Source organism: Nocardia sp. NPDC051463, assembly GCF_040681975.1.
In the GTDB taxonomy this organism is placed as follows: domain Bacteria; phylum Actinomycetota; class Actinomycetes; order Mycobacteriales; family Mycobacteriaceae; genus Nocardia.
Window position 1 is genome coordinate 130,455 of the sequence record NZ_JBFBAB010000011.1, and the last position, 17,591, is coordinate 148,045.

Here is a 17,591-nt window from a genome sequence, read left to right on the forward strand (position 1 = left end):
CCCGCGACACTGTCACGGCGATATGCCGCAGTCAAAATCTCACGACCGCTCGATCTCGACCATGTAGAAGTCGGCCTTCGCCGCGCCACAGTCCGGACAGGTCCAGTCGTCTGGGATGTCGTCCCAGCGGGTGCCCGGCTCGATGCCGTCCTCGGGCCAGCCCTTGGCTTCGTCGTATTCGAAGCCGCACTGGATGCATTGGAACAGCTTGTATTCGGTCATGAGGCAGCTCCCATCAATTCGAAGTCGATTTTTTCCCGCACCCCACAGTCCGGGCAGCACCAGTCGTCGGGCACCTTGTCCCAGGCCGTCCCCGCCGGGAATCCCTCGTGCGGTGCACCTTTCGCCTCGTCGTAGAGGTAATCGCAGACGGGGCAGCGAAACGCGCTCATAGCCCAGCCGCCTCGACACCCGAACCCGCGGCCGGCGAGCCGACGCCGTAGCGGGCGATCACCTTATCCCGCTTGGCCGGATGGATGTTCGCGCGCGTGACGTCGCCGTCATAGTGTGCGAGCACCCGCTTGTCCATCACCCGACGCCATAGCGGCGGGAAGTAGGCGAGCAGGATCATGCTCGCGTAGCCACTCGGCAGGTTCGGCGCGCCGTCCCAGCTGCGCAGCGTCTGATAGCGCCGCGTCGGATAGGCGTGATGATCGCTGTGGCGCTGCAGGTGGTACAGGAAGATATTGGTGACGATGTGGTCGCTGTTCCAGCTGTGCACCGGAGCGGGCCGCTCGTAGCGCCCGGATGCGGTGCGCTGGCGCACCAGACCGTAGTGCTCCAGGTAATTGACCGCCTCGAGCAGGCTGAAGCCGATCACCGCCTGCAGAATCAGATACGGCAGCACGCCGATACCGAACACCGCGATCAGCACCGCATACAGCGCCACCGACATCAGCCAGGCGCTGAGCACTTCGTTCTGCAGGCTCCACGGCTTCTTGCCGAGCCGGTCGAGACGCACCTTCTCCAACCGCCACGAGGAGCTGAAGCCACCCCACACGGTGCGCGGCCAGAATGCCCAGAACGATTCGCCCAGACGGGAACTCGCCGCATCCTCCGGGGTCGCGACGCGCACGTGATGACCACGATTGTGCTCGATGTAGAAATGGCCGTAGAACGACTGAGCCAGCGCGATCCGCGACAGCCACCGCTCCAGGTCGACCTTCTTGTGGCCGAGCTCGTGCGCGGTGTTGATGCCGATGCCGCCGATCATGCCGACGGTGATCGCCAGGCCGATCTTGTCGATGAGGTGCAGACCGCCGTCGATGCCGAGCCAGCTGACGTTGTCCGCGGCGATCAGATAGCAGGCCATGATCAGCGTCGCGTACTGGAACGGCAGGTACAGATAGGTGAGGTAGCGGTAGTACTTGTCGTTCTCCAGGTACTCCATCACCTCGTCGGGCGGGTTGTCGCCGTCCGGTCCGAAGAAAATGTCGGCCAGCGGAATCAACACATAGACCAGGACCGGGCCGAGCCAGAACGGCACCTGCGCCAGCCGATGCCAGCCGATTTCATTGAACGCCCAGACCAAGGGCAAGCCGATGGTGAATAGACCCGTCGGTGCGAACAACCCCCACAACCACATGTACCGCTTGCGGTCACGCCACGCAGGCGCCTCGACCTGGCGGCCCGAGGTATCGGCTTGTGTCGACATCGTTGTCTCTCCATTCGAGCGGCACATCACATGTGATGTGCAGTACTACTTCAATTGACATTAGAGATCAACATGTCTTCTGTCTAGACAAATCGGTCATTTTGTAAAGATCGGGAATGGCACCGCACCAGCTGTCACCACGCAGAAGCGACGCGCCCGCTCGGGGACGGAGAGCAGAGGGCAGAGGGCAGAGGGCAGGGACAGAGCGTGGCCCGCCCAACCCGTGCGGATCCAGGCGCTACCACCCCTCGACACACGTGTCGACCCCAACACCCGCGCGGCAACCGAGCCCCGATGCATGAATGTCCGGTCGCCACAAAGGGCGCGCCACCGGGGAGGTAAATAGCGATCGGGCGTAGTGAATTGGCGGCCGCCACGGCGCTCAGCGGCCACCATTCGACTACCGCCGATGAGTGAGGTCAGTGCAGTAGGACGTCGCTGTCCGGGGGCAGTGCGTTGATCGGCCACCAGCGCAGGTCGGTGGATTCGGCGCTGCGAATCGGGACGGCGCCGGCGGGGGCGACAATCCGGAACAGGAGATCCAGATGGCGGGTCGGGACGCCGAGTGAGCAGGTGATCGGATGTGCTTGCGCGCCATATAGTTCCGGATCCAGCCACAGATCCGTCAGGCCGGACTCTTCGGTTGCCTCCCGCAGTGCGGCGGCGGGTACCGTGGCATCGGATTCCTCGCAGTGGCCGCCGAGCTGGATCCAACGGCCGACTCGGGGGTGCAAGGTCAGCAGCACCTCGCGCTCGTCGTGCGAAAACACGACCGCCGACGCGGTGATGTGACCGGGGACGTGCTCACGCAGGCAACCACGTGGTGCCGAGCCCAGAAACGCCAGCATCGCCTCCCGCAGCGAGGCGTCGGGGCCCGATGCCGGACGCCACGATTCCAGCAACTCCGTCGCCGAGGCATGCAACGAACTCGCGCTCATCGATCCGCACCCCGGCTCGGGATCCGCACTCCTTGGAGGCACCGACGACGGGGGCAGATCTCGGGACGGGGGGCGAGGTCTTCGTGGGTCACAGTTCGACCAGGCCGTGACCAGGGCCGTACACCGGGCGCGGAGTCAGTTCCTCCAGCGGATGGCCGATGGCTATGCCGCCCAAGGGGTTCCAGTCCTCGTCGAGGCCGAGGATGTCGCGGGTGATCTCCGGCGCGAAGATGGTCGAACCGATCCAGCAGCTGCCGAGACCCTCGGTGGCGAGGGCGACCAACAGCCCTTGGACGGCCGCGCCGACCGCGACGGTGAACATGGTCCGCTCGTTGGCGCGGCGGCGCTCATCCGGGTAGTCGTGCGCACCGTCGGGCACGCAAAACGGGATGATCACCTCCGGGGCGTCGAAAAGGATTCGGCCGCGGGCGATTCGACGCTCCACCCGCTCCGGCGGCAGCCCATCCGCGGTGAGGTCCTCGCGCCACTTCTCCGCCATCGCCTCCAGCAGCTGCTTACGCAGGCCGGGTTTGCGCAGCCACACGAAACGCACCGGGCGGGTGTGGTGGGGCGCGGGCGCGGTCAAGGCCACCGCGACAGCGGATCGGACGCGCTCGGGATCGACGGGTTCGTCGGCGAACTGCCGCACCGACCGGCGCAGCAGCACCGCCTCCGAGCGGCCCCTCTCGATGGCCTCCGCGGTGCCGAGCCAGAACAGGTCGTCGGTGCCTCCGCGCAGCAGGTCCGTGGCGGTGGAACCGTCGTCGGTGACCGGGAGCCCGCGCACCACCGCGACCGGGACACCGCCGAGCTTGCCCTTCACCAGGTCCGCGGCGGCCGCGAGTTCATCGGCGATCGCGACCTGCGTAACGTGCAGTTCGTTGCCCTGCCCGTCGACCGCGCCCGCGTAGTCGTGCAGTACCCGAAGTCCTGCGGCGCCGATGGCGGCATCGGTCTGACCATTGCGCCAAGCCCGGCCCATGGTGTCGGTGACGACCACGGCGACCTGCACCCCGAGTCGCTCGGCGAGGGCTGTGCGCAATGCCTTGGCGCTGGCATCGGGATCGGCGGGCAGCAGCACCAATTCGCCCTGTTCGACGTTGGATCCGTCGACTCCGGACGCAGCCTGCACGATGCCGAGCTTGTTCTCGGTGATGAGGGTGCGACCCTTACGCGCGAGTACTCGCACGGCCTCCTGGTCGACCAGCGCGCGGCGCGCGGCGTCGCGCTCTTCCGGGTCGAGCGGGGCCGCCACGATTCTGCCCTCGGCCTTGGCGATGATCTTGCTCGTCACCACGAGCACATCGCCGTCGGCCAGCCATGGCGCGCAGGAGGCGATGTGTTCGGCGACGTCGTCACCGGGGCGGAATTCCGGCAGTCCGGTGATCGGCAGAATCGTCAGCTCGGCGGCCGCGTGGTCGGTTTCGTTCACGGCTTCACTCCCGCGAGGTCGAGCGCCTCCCGCACCATCTCTGCGGTGGTCGGCGGATCGGTCATCAACAAGGGCACGCTGCGCACCTCTACGCCGGGCACATCGGCGGTGTCGGTGGTGTGGATCAACCAGCCGTCGAGGATGCCGGTGGCGGACCGGGCACCGTAATAGCGGCCGATCGCTTCGGCCGTGGTCTCGACGCCGATCACCGAAAGGCACTCGTCGGCCATACCGCGCAACGGCTTGCCGTCGATCACCCCGGACACCCCGATCACCTTCGCCTCCGTAGTGCGCAGCGCGCCGCGAATACCCGGTACCGCGAGGATCGCGCCGATGCTCACGACCGGGTTGGATGGGGCCAGTAATACGACATCAGAATTGGATATGATCTCAGTCACATTTGGTGCAGGTTTCGCCTCATCCGCCCCAATTGTGGCGAATCCGTGAGTCTCGATGTCCGCGCGGTAGCGAACCCACCACTCTTGGAAATGGATCGCGCGACGTTCGCCAGGGTTGTCGGGGTCGCTCACAACCACGTGTGTTTCGCATCGATCGTCCGTTGCCGGGATGAGTTTCACGCCCGGCTGCCACCTATTGCAGAGCGCCTCGGTCACCGCCGAAAGCGGATACCCGGCGCGCAACATTTCACTGCGAATCAAGTGTGTGGCGATGTCTCGATCGCCGAGTCCGAACCAATCAGGCTGCGCGTGATATTTGGCCAGCTCTTCCTTGGCGTGCCAGGTTTCGCCGAGCCTGCCCCAGCCCCGGTCGGTGTCAATTCCTCCGCCGAGGGTGTACATGCAGGTATCGAGGTCGGGGCAGATGCGAAGGCCATGCATCCAGACGTCGTCTCCGACGTTGACGATCGCGGAAACGTCTGCCTCGGGCAGCAGTTCTCGAACGCCCTGAAGGAAGCGCGCGCCACCGACTCCGCCCACTAGGACGGCGATCCGGGGCCCGCTGGCGGGTGCGGTGTCCGCTTGTTGTGGAGTCACATCCGCACAGCCTATGCGGTACCGGAGCTGCCGCAGTTCATCTTATATTTGCTGCTCATTTGCTATTTGGTGCTTCAAGATCAATCTGGAATGCGGTTGCGGATAGTAACGGAATTGCGACGGCGGCTTGACCATCGACACGTCCGGCGTGTCTAATCACAGTCATGTCATTTCGGGTTCGCGTGAGAGATCAAGGCGCGGACAACTTTTCGAACAGATGTTCGCATCGAAATGACAAGTTCGGGGATGTCCGCGGGACAACGTCGCGGGGTACGGCCGTCGGTGTGCGTGTTGGTCCGACGGAAAGAATCATTCTGCGCTAACACACAGTGAGGAGGCGGAGCGATGGCCAACGAAATGGTCTCGCCGACCGATTCCACAGCAGGCGCAGCACGTGGCGTCTGCGCAGATATCGGCCGGATCGAGCATGAGGGGGGTAACGAAGTCTCGGCACCACCCCGGCTCAGCCTGGTCGTGACGGGCTTCGACGAGATGTTCGAATCCATCGAGGAGCAGTGGCAGGAGCGCGCCCTGTGCGCGCAAACAGATCCCGAGGCGTTCTTCCCCGAGAAGGGCGGCTCGACCCGCGAGGCGAAGCGGATCTGCCTGGGCTGCGAGGTACGCGACGAGTGCCTGGAGTACGCACTCGCGCACGATGAACGCTTCGGCATCTGGGGCGGCCTCTCCGAACGCGAGCGGCGCCGCCTGAAGCGTGGCATCGGCTAGAAGACATGCGGCCAGCCTGCCTCGATGCACACCTTCGCGGCGGGCTGGCCTAGATTTTGTTTCATGGCGCATTTTCGGAACCGACGACCACCGACCGCCCGGTCGGTGATCCGCCGCGGTCGTGGGCTGCGCGGGCCGATGTTGCCGCCGACGGTGCCCGCGTGGCGAACGCGCGGCCAGCAGTTCGATCGGCTGGTACTGGAGGCGTTCGCACCACTGGACACCCGCTGGCACGACCGGCTGACCAAGCTGGATATCGCGGTCGACGATGTACCGAAAATCCGTCCGCTGCACCCTGATTCGGTCACCTGGCCGGACGAGGTCGTGGCCGACGGACCGGTGCCGCTGTCGCGGCTCATCCCGGCCGGCGTCGATCGGCACGGCGTGGCCACCCGGGCCCGCGTCGTGCTGTTCCGCAAACCGCTCGAACTGCGCGCGGGCGATCCAGAGGATCTGGTGGATCTGCTCCGCGAAGTCCTCGTCCAGCAGATCGCCACGTATCTCGGGGTCGATCCCGACCTGATCGACCCGGAAGGCGATTAGCGCGAGATCAGTTGTCCCCGAGCGACTCACTAACGATCGATCCGGACAAGTCTCACCCATTACCTGAGCGTGTCTGCCTCCATCGGACGGCGTGGCGGGTTACTCTCATCGTCGTGATCCCCATGCGTCGTTGCTGCCGACCAGGCTGCAAGAATCCGGCAGTCGCGACGCTCACCTATGTGTACTCGGACTCGACGGCAGTCGTCGGACCGCTGGCGACGGTGGCCGAGCCGCACTCCTGGGATCTCTGCGAAACACACGGTTCGAGGATCACCGCCCCGAAGGGCTGGGAAATGGTTCGCCACGAAGGCGGATTCTCTTCCAGCACACCGGATGACGACGATCTGACAGCATTGGCCGAGGCGGTACGCGAGGCGGGACTGCGCCGCCGCCCGCCCGAGCACGATCAGCGCGGCTACTCCGACTACGCCCCACCGCCCCCGCGAGCCACCCGCACCGGTCGCCGCGGCCATCTGCGAGTGCTGCCCGACCCGCCGAGCTGACAAGAGGCGGGACCGTGTCAGGGGTGTCCCAGGCAACCACTAGGGTGGTTCCCATGACAGTCGCGCGCTCTGCCGAATTCGTGAACGCGGTGATCAAGGCTTATGACGTTCGCGGAGTGGTCGGTGAACAGATCGACGCGCAATTCGTAAGGGACGTAGGGGCTTCCTTCGCCAGGCTGATGCGCGCCGAGGGCGCGACCCGCGTGGTCATCGGCCACGATATGCGGGACTCGTCGCCGAGTTTGGCCGCCGCGTTCGCCGACGGCGTCCTCGACCAGGGTCTCGATGTGGTGCACATCGGCCTCGCCTCCACCGACCAGCTGTACTTCGCCTCCGGCAGCCTGGACTGCCCCGGCGCCATGTTCACCGCCAGCCACAACCCGGCCCGCTACAACGGCATCAAAATGTGCCGCGCGAAGGCACTGCCGGTCGGTCAGGACACCGGCCTCGCCACGATCAAGTCCGAGGTCGTCGCGGGTGTGCCCGTTTACCACGGCGCACGCGGCACCGCCACCGAGGTCGACCTGCTCGCCGACTATGCGGCCTACCTGCGCGGCCTTGTCGATCTCGACGAGATCCGCCCGCTGACCATCGCGGTGGACGCGGGCAACGGCATGGGCGGGCACACCGTGCCCGCGGTGCTCGGCACCCTGCCGCAGCTGAAGATCGTGCCGCTGTACTTCGAATTGGACGGCTCGTTCCCCAACCACGAGGCGAATCCACTCGATCCGAAGAACCTGGTCGATCTGCAGGATCTGGTACGCGAGTCCGGCGCCGACATCGGACTCGCCTTCGACGGCGACGCCGACCGCTGCTTCGTGGTCGACGAGAACGGCGAGCCGGTGTCGCCCTCGGCGATCACCGCCCTGGTCGCCGAGCGCGAGCTCGCCAAGGAGCCCGGCGCGGTCATCATCCACAACCTCATCACTTCCCATGCGGTGCCGGAGCTGGTCACCGAGCTCGGCGGGACACCGGTGCGCACCAGGGTCGGCCACTCGTTCATCAAGCAGGAAATGGCTGCCACCGGTGCGGTATTCGGCGGTGAACACTCTGCGCATTACTACTTCCGCGCCTTCTGGGGTGCGGATTCCGGGATGCTCGCGGCGCTCCACGTGCTTGCCGCGCTCGGCGAGAAGGATCGGCCGATCTCGGAGCTGATGTCGTCGTACGCAACATATGCGGCCTCCGGAGAGATCAACTCGACAGTGGCGGACGCGAAGGAGCGGACGATGGCAGTGGTCGAGGCATTCGGTGACCGCACGGTATCGGTCGATCGACTGGATGGGGTGACCGTGCAGCTGCCCGACCACGCCTGGTTCAATCTTCGCGCGTCGAATACCGAACCGTTGCTCAGGCTGAACGTCGAAGCCCGATCGCCGGAGGAAGTAGACGCACTCGTGACCGAGATTCTGAGCATCGTTCGCTCCTGACTGGAATAGTGGAATCACAGGCCTTGGATTCGCCCGATCTGGGTTCGGTGTGGATGGCACAGAGCGATGAGGGGAGGTGGGACGCCCGATGATCGCTGGAACACCGGTGCTCGACCTCGACGATGCTGCTTCGCTAGAGGCAGCCGATGCAGGCGGCGCCCTACGCTCGGCCGCTTCCGGTGGCGCTCAGGTGCGCGCTACCGCCGCAGCTGTCGCTGAGGACACGCTGATACGCCTTGCCGACTTACGCCCACGCAGCGTCGTGCTCGTCGCCGGCGCGGGTCGTGCGGCCCGCGCCGCCGGGCTGCTGGTCGCCGCGCTCGGCGATCGCGCGAGCCTGCCGATCGTGCCCGTTGCTTCACTGCCGCCGTGGGTCGGTCCGCTCGACGTGGTCCTGGTCGCCGGTGACGACGCGGGCGATCCACGACTGATTGATGCCGTCGACCGTGCGGTGCGCCGCGGCGCCGAGGTGGTGGTCGCGGCTCCGCACGAGGGACCGCTACGCGCCGCTGCGGCAGGCCGGGCGGCTCTGCTGGAGCCGAGGGTCCAGGTGCTCGACCACAATCGCCTGCTGCGCTTCCTGGCCGCGGGAATGGCCGTCCTACGCATCGTGGACCCGGCCCGCGCGGGCGCGGCGGTGCCTGATCTCACCGAGCTCGCCGATGTGCTCGACGCGGAGGCGCTGCGCGACGGCCCACACAACGAGGTCTTTCGCAATCCGGCCAAAACCCTCGCCGCGCGCATGCACCAGCGCGGTGTCGTATTGGCGGGGGACTCCCCCGCCACCGCCGAACTGGCCGAGCACGGGGCCGAAGTGCTGCTGCAGTCGGCGGGCCGGGTGGCCGCAGCGGTGGGCCTGGCCGAGGCCGTCGCCGCCAATCCTCGAATGGTGGAGGCCGCAGGGCAATCCGCGCCGAATTTCGATCCGCTGTTCCACGACGAGGAGCTCGACGGACCGGTGCCGGTGGAGCGCATGCGCGTGTTCGTGCTCAGTTCCGATGCCGACCAGTCCGCCGCGCGGCGCAGGCTGGCCGTCTTCGGGGCCGCCGGGTCCGGATTGGTGGACGCCGATCTGGTGCGCGCCGATGTCGACCTGCTGCACACCACACTCACCGACCCGTCCGTCCCGACACGCGCCAGACAGGACGACCCCGGCCTCGGCACCACCGGGCACGGCACCGAGCTCGAACAGCTCGCGGTGCTCACACTCAGACTGGAAATGGCGGCCGCCTATCTACGGCTGCTCGGTTCGCGCGGGAGTGCGACCGAGAGCCAGGGGCAGTACGGGGGACGCTACTAGTGCACGAACTCGTTGGTGCGCTGCGTTCCTACGCTTGGGGTTCACGCACCGCGCTCGCTCAGTTGTGCGGCCGACCGGTACCGTCCGCGCATCCGGAAGCCGAACTGTGGTTCGGTGCGCATCCCGCCGATCCCGCGCACGTGCGCATCGACGGCAACACCCGGTCACTGCTGGAGCTGGTCGCTGCCGACCCGGATCGGGAATTGGGACCCGCCGCATCGGAATTCGGTGGCAGGCTGCCGTTCCTGCTGAAGATCCTGGCCGCAGAGGAACCGCTCTCGCTGCAGGCACATCCGAGTTCGGCGCAGGCCAAGGCCGGATTCGAACGGGAGAACCTGGCGCGGGTGCCGTTCGACTCGCCGATGCGTAACTACCGCGACGAGAACCACAAGCCGGAACTGGTGGTCGCGCTGGATCGGTTCGAGGCACTCGCCGGGTTCCGTGATCCACTGCGCACCGTCGAGCTGTTCCGCGCCCTGGACGTGCCCGGGTTGCATCCCTACGCGAACCTGCTTGCCGCGCAACCGGATTCGGCCGGTCTGCGAACGCTGTTCACCACCTGGATCACGCTGCCACACGCGGCGTTGAGCACGCTGCTGCCCCAAGTCCTCGATGGGTGCGTGCAATACCTGTCGGGCAGCGCTGCCGCACCCAAGGGCAGGCGCGAGTTCGCCCCCGAGGCACGCACCGCGCTCGAGCTCGCCGAAGCCTATCCGGGCGATGCCGGAGTGCTGGCCGCGCTGCTGCTCAATCGGCTCACCCTGGAACCAGGACAGGGCCTGTTCCTCGCGGCCGGCAATCTGCACGCGTATCTGCGCGGAGTCGGTGTCGAAATCATGGCCAACTCCGACAATGTGCTGCGTGGCGGTCTGACACCGAAGCATGTCGACGTGCCCGAGCTGTTGCGGGTACTGGACTTCGAACCGATCGACCTGCCGGTGGTGCTGCCGGAACCGGTGGGCGACGGCTCGGTCCACTACCGGACCCCAGCACCGGAATTCGCACTTCGCCGCTTCGATCTGACCGCGGGCTCGGCACACGTGCCCCTCACTGCGGCAGGGCCCGGGATCGTGCTCTGCACGTCGGGCACGGTCCGCTTGCTGCACGGCGACGAACAGTTGGTGCTGGAGCGCGGCACGGCAGCCTGGATCTCCGCTACCGACACCGGCATTCGCGCCCAAGCGGTGGAAGGCAACGCCCAACTATTCTGCGCGTGCGTGGGGGCTGTTTGATTGGCAGCGCCTGCGGCGCTGCGTGTTCGCGGCCCCCTTGGTCTCGCTTCCGAGCCGTCGAGACTTGCGACTTCGTCGCGTGCGCTTCGACGGCTCGGAAGCGAGACGGGCCGCGAACTCTAATGCTCGGTCTCGCTGCGCTCGGAAGACATCATCGTGCCCAGTGGGGGCGTTGGTAGCTGAGGTTGCGACTTCGGTCGGTGGTCATGGACTGCTGTGGAGGTGGGAGGCCACGGCAAACTCTGATGCCGGATCGTGCTGATGCCGGATCGTGCTGCGGGCGGAAGGTGCCATCGTGTCGCGCCGGAAAAGCGGCGGTGCGGACAGTTGCGACTTCGCCGCATGCGCTTCGACGACTCTGAAGCGAGACGCCTGCTCGGAAGGCGCCATCGTGCCTATTGGGGCCTCGGTAGCGGGACTTGCGATATCGGTGGATGCTCTGATACGTCGGGGTCGCGGACTCTGGTGCGAGAAAGGGCGCGTCGCGCCGAGACGCTGGATCGGCGGTGGATGGTGCGACTCCGGGGATGCGGTTGGGCGCTCCTGGTGGGAGACGGCCGCGAACCTTCGTGCTCGATCTCGCTACGCCTGAAAGGTGTCCTCCTGCCGAGAGGCCGCATCGGTGGTGATGGTCGCGACTTCGGTTGCCGGGGGTGTTCATCGGGGCAGCACTTGCGACCTTAGGATTTTGTGCGCGGCGGGCGCTTTGCCAGTTGGCCGTTCGAGTGCGGTCGGCGGACAGGCTAAGTTAACCAGGATCGGACAGAGCGGAGAGAGGACCAAACCGTATGTCGGCTGGTGGTGGCAAGAAGGCGATCATCGCCGCGTTGACGGCGAACGCGGGTATCGCCGTGGCGAAGTTCGTCGGCGCGGCGATCACGGGTTCGGCGTCGATGCTTGCCGAAGGCGTGCACTCGGTGGCCGACACCGCCAATCAGGGGCTGTTGCTGTTCGGGCAGCGCCGCGCTGAGCAAGAGGCCGACGAATTGCACCCGTTCGGGTACGGGCGCAACCGCTACTTCTACTCCTTCATCGTGGCCCTCGTGTTGTTCACGCTGGGCTCGGTTTATGCCATCTACGAGGGCATCCACAAGATCCAGCATCCGGAGGAGCTGAGCTCGCCGATCGTCGCGGTCGCGATCCTCGGTATCGCGATCGCCTTGGAGGGCTTCAGCTTCCGCACGGCCATCCACGAATCCAGGCCGCTCAAGGGTGATTCGAGCTGGTGGCGGTTCATCCGCAACTCGCGCAGCCCGGAACTGCCCGTGGTGCTGCTGGAAGACAGTGGCGCGCTGGTCGGCCTGGTGTTCGCTTTCGCCGCGGTGGTGCTGACCATGGTCACCGATGAGCCGATCTGGGACGGCATCGGCACGCTGGCTATCGGCATCCTGCTCGGGGTCATCGCGATCGTGCTGATCATCGAAATGCAGAGCCTGCTCATCGGCGAGGGCGCCACACCCGACGAGGACCGCGACATCCGCGCGAACCTGGTCGACGACACCCGCATAGATCGGGTGATCCACGTGAAGACGCAGTACCTCGGACCGGAGGAAATGCTCATCGCCGCCAAGGTGGCGATCACTCCGGGACTGGACATCGAAGACATCGCCGCCGCCATCGACGCTGCCGAAGCCAGGGTCCGCGCCGCCGTGCCCGCGGCTCGGATCATCTACCTGGAGCCGGATCTGTACCGCACGCCGACCAGCTGACCCGTACCGGCCGGATCACGATTCAGGCTGTACCCCAACGCTATCGGGGTGTCCACCGGCGCTGTGCTCCGCCGCGAGCATCGCGCATGCTCGATCTGGTGAGATCGGCTGGACTCGGATGCCGATCCAAGGCCGGTGGATACTGACCGAATGGGAGCATTCAGCGTCTGGCACTTACTCATCCTGCTCGTCGTTCTCGCGATAGTCGTCGTGATCGTGAAGTCCCGCTCGAGCGCCCGAGCGGGATATCAACCACCCACCACGATCGCTCCCGGCTGGTACCCCGATCATGCCAACCCCGCAGTTGTCCGGTGGTTCGACGGCTACCAGTGGACCAACCACACCCAGCCCCGCCAATGACCCCGTAGTCCCGGGCGCTGCACGCCGAACGCAGGCAGCGCCAAGGCCCCTCACCGATGTTCGACCAGCGGCCGCACCGGGTTGCGGTCAGGCGCAACACTATTGCCGAGCAGGGGTTGCACGCAGCCGATCGGCAGGGGGTTGGCAATGCGGAAATGTGTTGTGGGTCCAAGCAGGCCGCTAGGCCGATACCTGCGGTGTACGCAACAGGTCGAGCGGGTCGGTGTCGATACCGAACTCCCGCCACAACACGTGCCGGGCAGCGTGTAGGCCGTTCATGCCGTGGACGCCGGGACCCGGTGGGGTCGACGCCGAACAGAGGTAGACGCCGGGCATCGGCGTTGCATAAGGGTTCCACCTCGGAGTGGGCCGGAAGGCGGTCTGACGCAACGTCATTGCGCCTGCGGAGATATCACCACCGACGTAATTGGCGTTGTGGGAAGGCATTTCGGCGCCGGTGCAAACATGCGAGGCCAGGATCAGGTCGCGGAATCCGGGGGCGAAGCGTTCGACCTGCTTGATCACGGACTCCGTCATGTCGCGGGTCGAACCGTTGGGCACGTGCGCGTAGGTGTAGAAGGTGTGACCACCCGCCGGGGCACGGCTCGCATCGACGACACCGGGCTGGATGGCGAGCACATAGGGTCGCGCCGCGTGTTGCCCCGCGGCGATGGTCTTTTCGGCTGCCATGGCCTGCGCGCGTGTGCCGACCAGGTGCAGGGTCCCGGCGAGATCGCAGCCCTCGGCCTGCCATGGCACCGGCCCCGACAGCGCGAAGTCGACCTTGCACGCGCCGCCGCCGTAGCGAACGCGACGCAGGCGCGCGGCGTAACGTTCCGGTAGCCGCGAACCCGCGATACGCAGCAGTTCGGCTGGGGCCGTGTCCAATACGATCGCGTGAGCGCCGTCGAATTCCGCCAGTGAGTCCACCCGATGGCCGGTGACGACGCGGCCACCGAGCCGCTCGAGTTCGGCGATGAGGGCATCCGGAATCGTTCGACTGCCGCCGCGCGGGAGCACCCAACCGCCCGCATGCGCGAGGGTGCCGAGCAGCAGACCAGCACCGACGGCGGGAAACGCGCGCGGTGGGGTGATCGCGTGCGTGGCGACACCGGTCAACAGCGCCGGCGCGGCCGACTGGCGAAAACGCATGTTCCACAACGGTGTTCCCTGCTCCATCATGCGCAGGCCGAAGCGCACCGCGGTCGCGAGGTCGCCCGGAAGATGGCGCAGATCCGACATCGCCAGATCGACCACCTCGCGCCAATGGCCGACGAGCGGTCCGAACAGTGAACGCCATGCCGCGCCGTCACGGCCGAGGCCGTCCACGGTCCTGTCGAGGTCACGCCAGGCCAGCCCGGCGGTCCCACCGTCGAGTGGATGCGCGTAGGACACCTGCGGTACAAGCAGTTCGACCCCGTGCGCACGCAGGTCGAACGCACGGAAGAACGGGGAGGCAAGCGCCATAGGATGCGCACCGGCGCACACGTCGTGCCGATAGCCGGGAAGGGTCAGCTCGGCGGTCCGGGAACCGCCGCCCGCGGCGGCCTGCGCCTCGTGCACTTCCACGTCGAGCCCGGCTCGCGCCAGTGTCACCGCCGTGGCGAGCCCGTTCGGTCCAGATCCGACCACTACAACATCAGGCATATTTCCACTCTGCCTTGCCCGCCGCTAGGACGCTCTGATCTGCCGCGCACGACACACCGTCACCTTCGGGCTCACTCCCGACCGGCTGTCCACTGACTCATCAGGATCTCGATGCGCCGCGCACGCAGGTCCGGGCGAAGCCGTCCGCCGCGATCCAGGGTCGCCACCCCGTGCAGCGCGGCCCAGACCACCTCCGTTCCCGTTTCGAGATCGTTCGCGCCCGCGAAGGGTGCGTAGGCGGCCTCGATCTCGCCGTACGAATCCTTCAGCGCCTTCGGCGCTTCCGGACCGAACTTCAGCTCGGTGGTCAGTACGAACATCGCGTCGTAGCGAGCCGGATTGGCGGTGGCGAAGTCCAGGTAGGCCCGCGCGATCGCCTCCAATGCCGCGGCCGGGTTCGATGCGCCGGTGCGCGCCGCGTGCAATGTGGCGGCGAGGTCCTCGAAACCCTGTGTCGCGACTGCCGACACGATGGCCACCTTGCCCGTGAAATGGCTGTAGAGCACCGGCTGGCTGTATTCGATCCGTTCGGCGAGGCGACGCACCGTCACCGCCTCCCAGCCCTGCGCCTCGGCGAGTTCACGTGCGGTGTCGATGATTCGCTGGTGCCGCTCGGCCCGTTCGCGTTCCTTGCGATTCTGGATGCTCATGAAGAAATACTAGCAGCGCTAGACAAACTACCGAGGATCAGTTAGCGTTGCTCTTGCATCTAGCGACGCTAGATTTCAAGCATCCAGAACACGCACCAAGGAGCAATCGCCATGAACATCTCCCGCATCGCCACCGTGCTTTCGCTCATCGGCGCGGCGTTCATCCTCTACATCGGCCTCAGCTACCTGGTTACGCCGGAAACCATCGCCACCGGATTCGGCCTGCCGGAATGGCCCAAGGGCGACGCCGTCGCGTTCATGAACCTGAAGGGCGTACGCGACACCGTCTCCGGGGTGCTGATCCTGGCCCTGCTGGCACTGCGGCAGCGGTACGCCCTCGGCATCACGATGCTGGTCCTGGCCCTGATCCCGACCGGCGACATGCTGACCGTACTCAGCTGGAACGGCTCGACCGCCGCGGCCTTCGGCATCCACGGCCTCACCGCCGTTCTGGTCGCCCTCGCAGGCGGACTGCTGATCCGCGAGCACAACACGTCGACCAAGAAGGTCACCGAGTCGGCTTCCACCACCGTCGCGGCGTGATTCAGACCACACACCCCCGCTCGCCGATGAATTCGCGAGCGGGGGTTCGTCTATTCCACCGAACGTCCGAACAAGCAGGAGATGACCACCATGTCGACCAAGCCGCACGGCCCCGCGTCCTACTTCCCGTCGATCGAGGCCAAGTACGGCCACACCGTCGACGAGTGGAAGTCCCTGATGCGCCAGTCGGGCCTGGCCTCGCACAAGGAACTCGTCACCTGGCTGCAGGGCGAGCACGGCTTCGGCCACGGCCACGCGACCGCGATCACCCAGCACTACCTCAACCCGGAGAAGTGGGCATCCTGACCCGCACACCACGAAAGGGCCCGCAGATCCTGCGGGCCCTTTCGTTTCAGGTTGCAGCTGGACGGCGCCCTCTCCGCGCTCGGACGAGCACAGGATTGTCGATGGGCTCCGTCCGGCTACGTGCAGCTAGGCCGGGACCAGGTCCTTGGTGTCGGGCTCGGGCTGCGGCCGCGGATCGTGGTCATCGTCGACCATGGTCCGCTCGTCGAAGGGCAACTTGCGGTCGAGCACGGTGCGAACTCGATCGACGTCGATCGTCTTGGTCCAGGTGCCGACCAGCAGGGTCGCGACCGCGTTGCCGGAGAAATTGGTGAGGGCGCGGGCCTCGGACATGAAGCGGTCGATACCGACGATCAGGCCGACACCGTCGAGCAGCTCCGGGCGGTGGCTCTGCAGTCCGCCTGCCAGCGTGGCAAGTCCGGCGCCGGTCACGCCCGCCGCACCCTTCGACGCGACGATCATGAACAGCAGCAGGCCGAGCTGTTCCCCGATGGCCAGCGGCTTACCCATCGCGTCGGCGATGAACAGCGAGGCCATGGTCAGATAGATGGCGGTGCCGTCCAAGTTGAACGAATATCCAGTCGGCACAACAACACCCACCGTGGTGCGCTCGACACCGAGGTGTTCCATCTTCGCGATCAGCCGTGGCAGCGCCGACTCCGAAGACGAGGTGCCGACGATCAGCAGATACTCCCGCGCCAGGTAGCGGACCAGCTTGAAGATCGAGACACCCGACACCGCCCGCAGCAGCACACCGAGCACACCGAAGATGAACACCAGGCAGGTCAGGTAGAACGCGATCATCAGCAGCGCGAGCTGCTTCACCGCATCGAGCCCGGTCTTGCCGACCACGTTCGCGATCGCACCGAACGCGCCGATCGGCGCCAGCCACAAGATCATCGACAGGATTCGGAACACCAACTTCTGCAGCGTCGCCACACCGCGCAGCACCGGCTCGCCCGCACTGCCCATGGCCTGCACCGCGAATCCGACCAGCAGCGCGACGAACAGCGCTTGCAACACACTGCCCGCGGTCAGCGAGGAGATCAGCGTCGTCGGGATGATGCCCTGGACGAAGTCCCAGGTACCACCGGCGGCATGTGCCTGATCCGCCAGCTTCGCGCCCTGTTTGGCGGTCTTGGCGATGTTCATGCCGGTGCCGGGTTCCAGCAGATTGCCGACCACGAGGCCGATGCCGAGCGCCACCGTCGACATCACCATGAAGTACCCGATGGCGAGGCCGCCCACCCTGCCGACGGTGGCCGCCGCCCGCACCGAACCGATGCCGAGGACAATGGTGCAGAAGATGACCGGTGCGATCATCATCTTGATCAGGTTCACGAACATGGTGCCCAGCGGCGCCATCGACTGACCCACACCGGGCGCCGACCAGCCGACCAGAATTCCCGCTCCGACGGCGACGATGACGGCTATGTACAGCCAATGGGTACGGTCGCGCCGCTGCTGTTGCGTTGTGTCGCTCATGGCGAGTGCTGTCCTCTTCAGTGGTACCGGCGTGAGGTGGGTCACCACCCCTTGTGCACAATGTTGGCGGCCGGAGTGATGCCGGTCACGCTTTGGTGCATTTCGTTCAAGAAAGACAGTGTTCAGCGGAGGACAGTT

19 protein-coding genes are annotated in these 17,591 nt (G+C 66.2%); 10 read left to right on the top strand and 9 right to left on the bottom strand.

The window, feature by feature from the left end; all coding sequences use genetic code 11:
• Nucleotides 1-39: 39 nt before the first annotated feature.
• From AB0M74_RS17120 to cofD, 6 genes are all read right to left on the bottom strand, one after another.
• Nucleotides 40-222, bottom strand: coding sequence for a rubredoxin (locus AB0M74_RS17120; protein WP_063047281.1), 183 nt, complete (start codon nt 220-222; stop codon nt 40-42).
• The gene (locus tag AB0M74_RS17125) at nt 219-392 is read right to left on the bottom strand and encodes a rubredoxin (protein ID WP_366527200.1); all 174 of its coding nucleotides are present in this window, start codon (nt 390-392) and stop codon (nt 219-221) included. The genes AB0M74_RS17120 and AB0M74_RS17125 overlap by 4 nt, the downstream gene beginning before the upstream one ends.
• Nucleotides 389-1,654 carry an alkane 1-monooxygenase gene (locus AB0M74_RS17130; protein WP_366527201.1) on the bottom strand — a complete coding sequence of 422 codons (1,266 nt, stop codon included), beginning with the start codon at nt 1,652-1,654 and terminating at the stop codon, nt 389-391. The genes AB0M74_RS17125 and AB0M74_RS17130 overlap by 4 nt, the downstream gene beginning before the upstream one ends.
• Before the next feature lie 419 nt (nt 1,655-2,073).
• Nucleotides 2,074-2,592, bottom strand: coding sequence for an NUDIX domain-containing protein (locus tag AB0M74_RS17135; protein WP_366527202.1), 519 nt, complete (start codon nt 2,590-2,592; stop codon nt 2,074-2,076).
• Nucleotides 2,593-2,680: 88 nt separating this feature from the next.
• The gene (locus tag AB0M74_RS17140; RefSeq protein ID WP_366527203.1) at nt 2,681-4,024 is read right to left on the bottom strand and encodes a coenzyme F420-0:L-glutamate ligase; all 1,344 of its coding nucleotides are present in this window, start codon (nt 4,022-4,024) and stop codon (nt 2,681-2,683) included.
• A complete protein-coding gene (gene cofD, locus AB0M74_RS17145; protein WP_366527274.1) occupies nt 4,021-4,974 on the bottom strand; it encodes a 2-phospho-L-lactate transferase in 954 nt (317 codons plus the stop codon). The genes AB0M74_RS17140 and cofD overlap by 4 nt, the downstream gene beginning before the upstream one ends.
• A gap of 537 nt (nt 4,975-5,511) precedes the next feature.
• Between cofD and AB0M74_RS17150 the strand changes: the two genes are divergently transcribed.
• From AB0M74_RS17150 to AB0M74_RS17185, 8 genes are all read left to right on the top strand, one after another.
• Nucleotides 5,512-5,745 (top strand): WhiB family transcriptional regulator, encoded by a 234-nt coding sequence (locus AB0M74_RS17150; RefSeq protein WP_040709504.1) that lies wholly within the window; start codon nt 5,512-5,514, stop codon nt 5,743-5,745.
• A gap of 63 nt (nt 5,746-5,808) precedes the next feature.
• Nucleotides 5,809-6,288, top strand: a complete 480-nt coding sequence (locus tag AB0M74_RS17155; RefSeq protein ID WP_328405384.1) for a metallopeptidase family protein — start codon at nt 5,809-5,811, stop codon at nt 6,286-6,288.
• 122 nt (nt 6,289-6,410) lie between these two features.
• On the top strand, nt 6,411-6,791 hold the full coding sequence (locus AB0M74_RS17160; protein WP_328413358.1) for a DUF3499 domain-containing protein: 381 nt from the start codon (nt 6,411-6,413) through the stop codon (nt 6,789-6,791).
• A 53-nt stretch (nt 6,792-6,844) separates the two neighbouring features.
• The gene (locus AB0M74_RS17165; RefSeq protein WP_366527204.1) at nt 6,845-8,221 is read left to right on the top strand and encodes a phosphomannomutase/phosphoglucomutase; all 1,377 of its coding nucleotides are present in this window, start codon (nt 6,845-6,847) and stop codon (nt 8,219-8,221) included.
• 88 nt (nt 8,222-8,309) lie between these two features.
• Nucleotides 8,310-9,521: a tobH protein gene (locus tag AB0M74_RS17170; protein WP_366527205.1), complete on the top strand. Its 1,212-nt coding sequence runs from the start codon at nt 8,310-8,312 to the stop codon at nt 9,519-9,521.
• Nucleotides 9,521-10,753 (top strand): mannose-6-phosphate isomerase, class I, encoded by a 1,233-nt coding sequence (gene manA, locus AB0M74_RS17175; RefSeq protein WP_366527206.1) that lies wholly within the window; start codon nt 9,521-9,523, stop codon nt 10,751-10,753. Before AB0M74_RS17170 ends, manA begins: the two co-directional genes overlap by 1 nt.
• A gap of 788 nt (nt 10,754-11,541) precedes the next feature.
• A complete protein-coding gene (locus tag AB0M74_RS17180) occupies nt 11,542-12,462 on the top strand; it encodes a cation diffusion facilitator family transporter (protein ID WP_366527207.1) in 921 nt (306 codons plus the stop codon).
• Between the two features lie 150 nt (nt 12,463-12,612).
• On the top strand, nt 12,613-12,822 hold the full coding sequence (locus AB0M74_RS17185) for a DUF2510 domain-containing protein (protein ID WP_366527208.1): 210 nt from the start codon (nt 12,613-12,615) through the stop codon (nt 12,820-12,822).
• 180 nt (nt 12,823-13,002) lie between these two features.
• Here AB0M74_RS17185 and AB0M74_RS17190 read toward each other — a convergent pair whose 3' ends face one another.
• Nucleotides 13,003-14,469 (bottom strand): NAD(P)/FAD-dependent oxidoreductase, encoded by a 1,467-nt coding sequence (locus tag AB0M74_RS17190; RefSeq protein WP_366527209.1) that lies wholly within the window; start codon nt 14,467-14,469, stop codon nt 13,003-13,005.
• A gap of 71 nt (nt 14,470-14,540) precedes the next feature.
• A complete protein-coding gene (locus AB0M74_RS17195; protein ID WP_366527210.1) occupies nt 14,541-15,119 on the bottom strand; it encodes a TetR/AcrR family transcriptional regulator in 579 nt (192 codons plus the stop codon).
• Nucleotides 15,120-15,230: 111 nt separating this feature from the next.
• Here AB0M74_RS17195 and AB0M74_RS17200 point away from each other — a divergent pair, with 111 nt between their 5' ends.
• A complete protein-coding gene (locus AB0M74_RS17200) occupies nt 15,231-15,662 on the top strand; it encodes a DUF4267 domain-containing protein (RefSeq protein ID WP_366527211.1) in 432 nt (143 codons plus the stop codon).
• A gap of 90 nt (nt 15,663-15,752) precedes the next feature.
• Nucleotides 15,753-15,968, top strand: coding sequence for a DUF4287 domain-containing protein (locus AB0M74_RS17205; protein ID WP_366527275.1), 216 nt, complete (start codon nt 15,753-15,755; stop codon nt 15,966-15,968).
• Between the two features lie 126 nt (nt 15,969-16,094).
• Here AB0M74_RS17205 and AB0M74_RS17210 read toward each other — a convergent pair whose 3' ends face one another.
• Nucleotides 16,095-17,453, bottom strand: a complete 1,359-nt coding sequence (locus AB0M74_RS17210; RefSeq protein ID WP_366527212.1) for a cation:dicarboxylase symporter family transporter — start codon at nt 17,451-17,453, stop codon at nt 16,095-16,097.
• Nucleotides 17,454-17,591 lie beyond the last annotated feature (138 nt).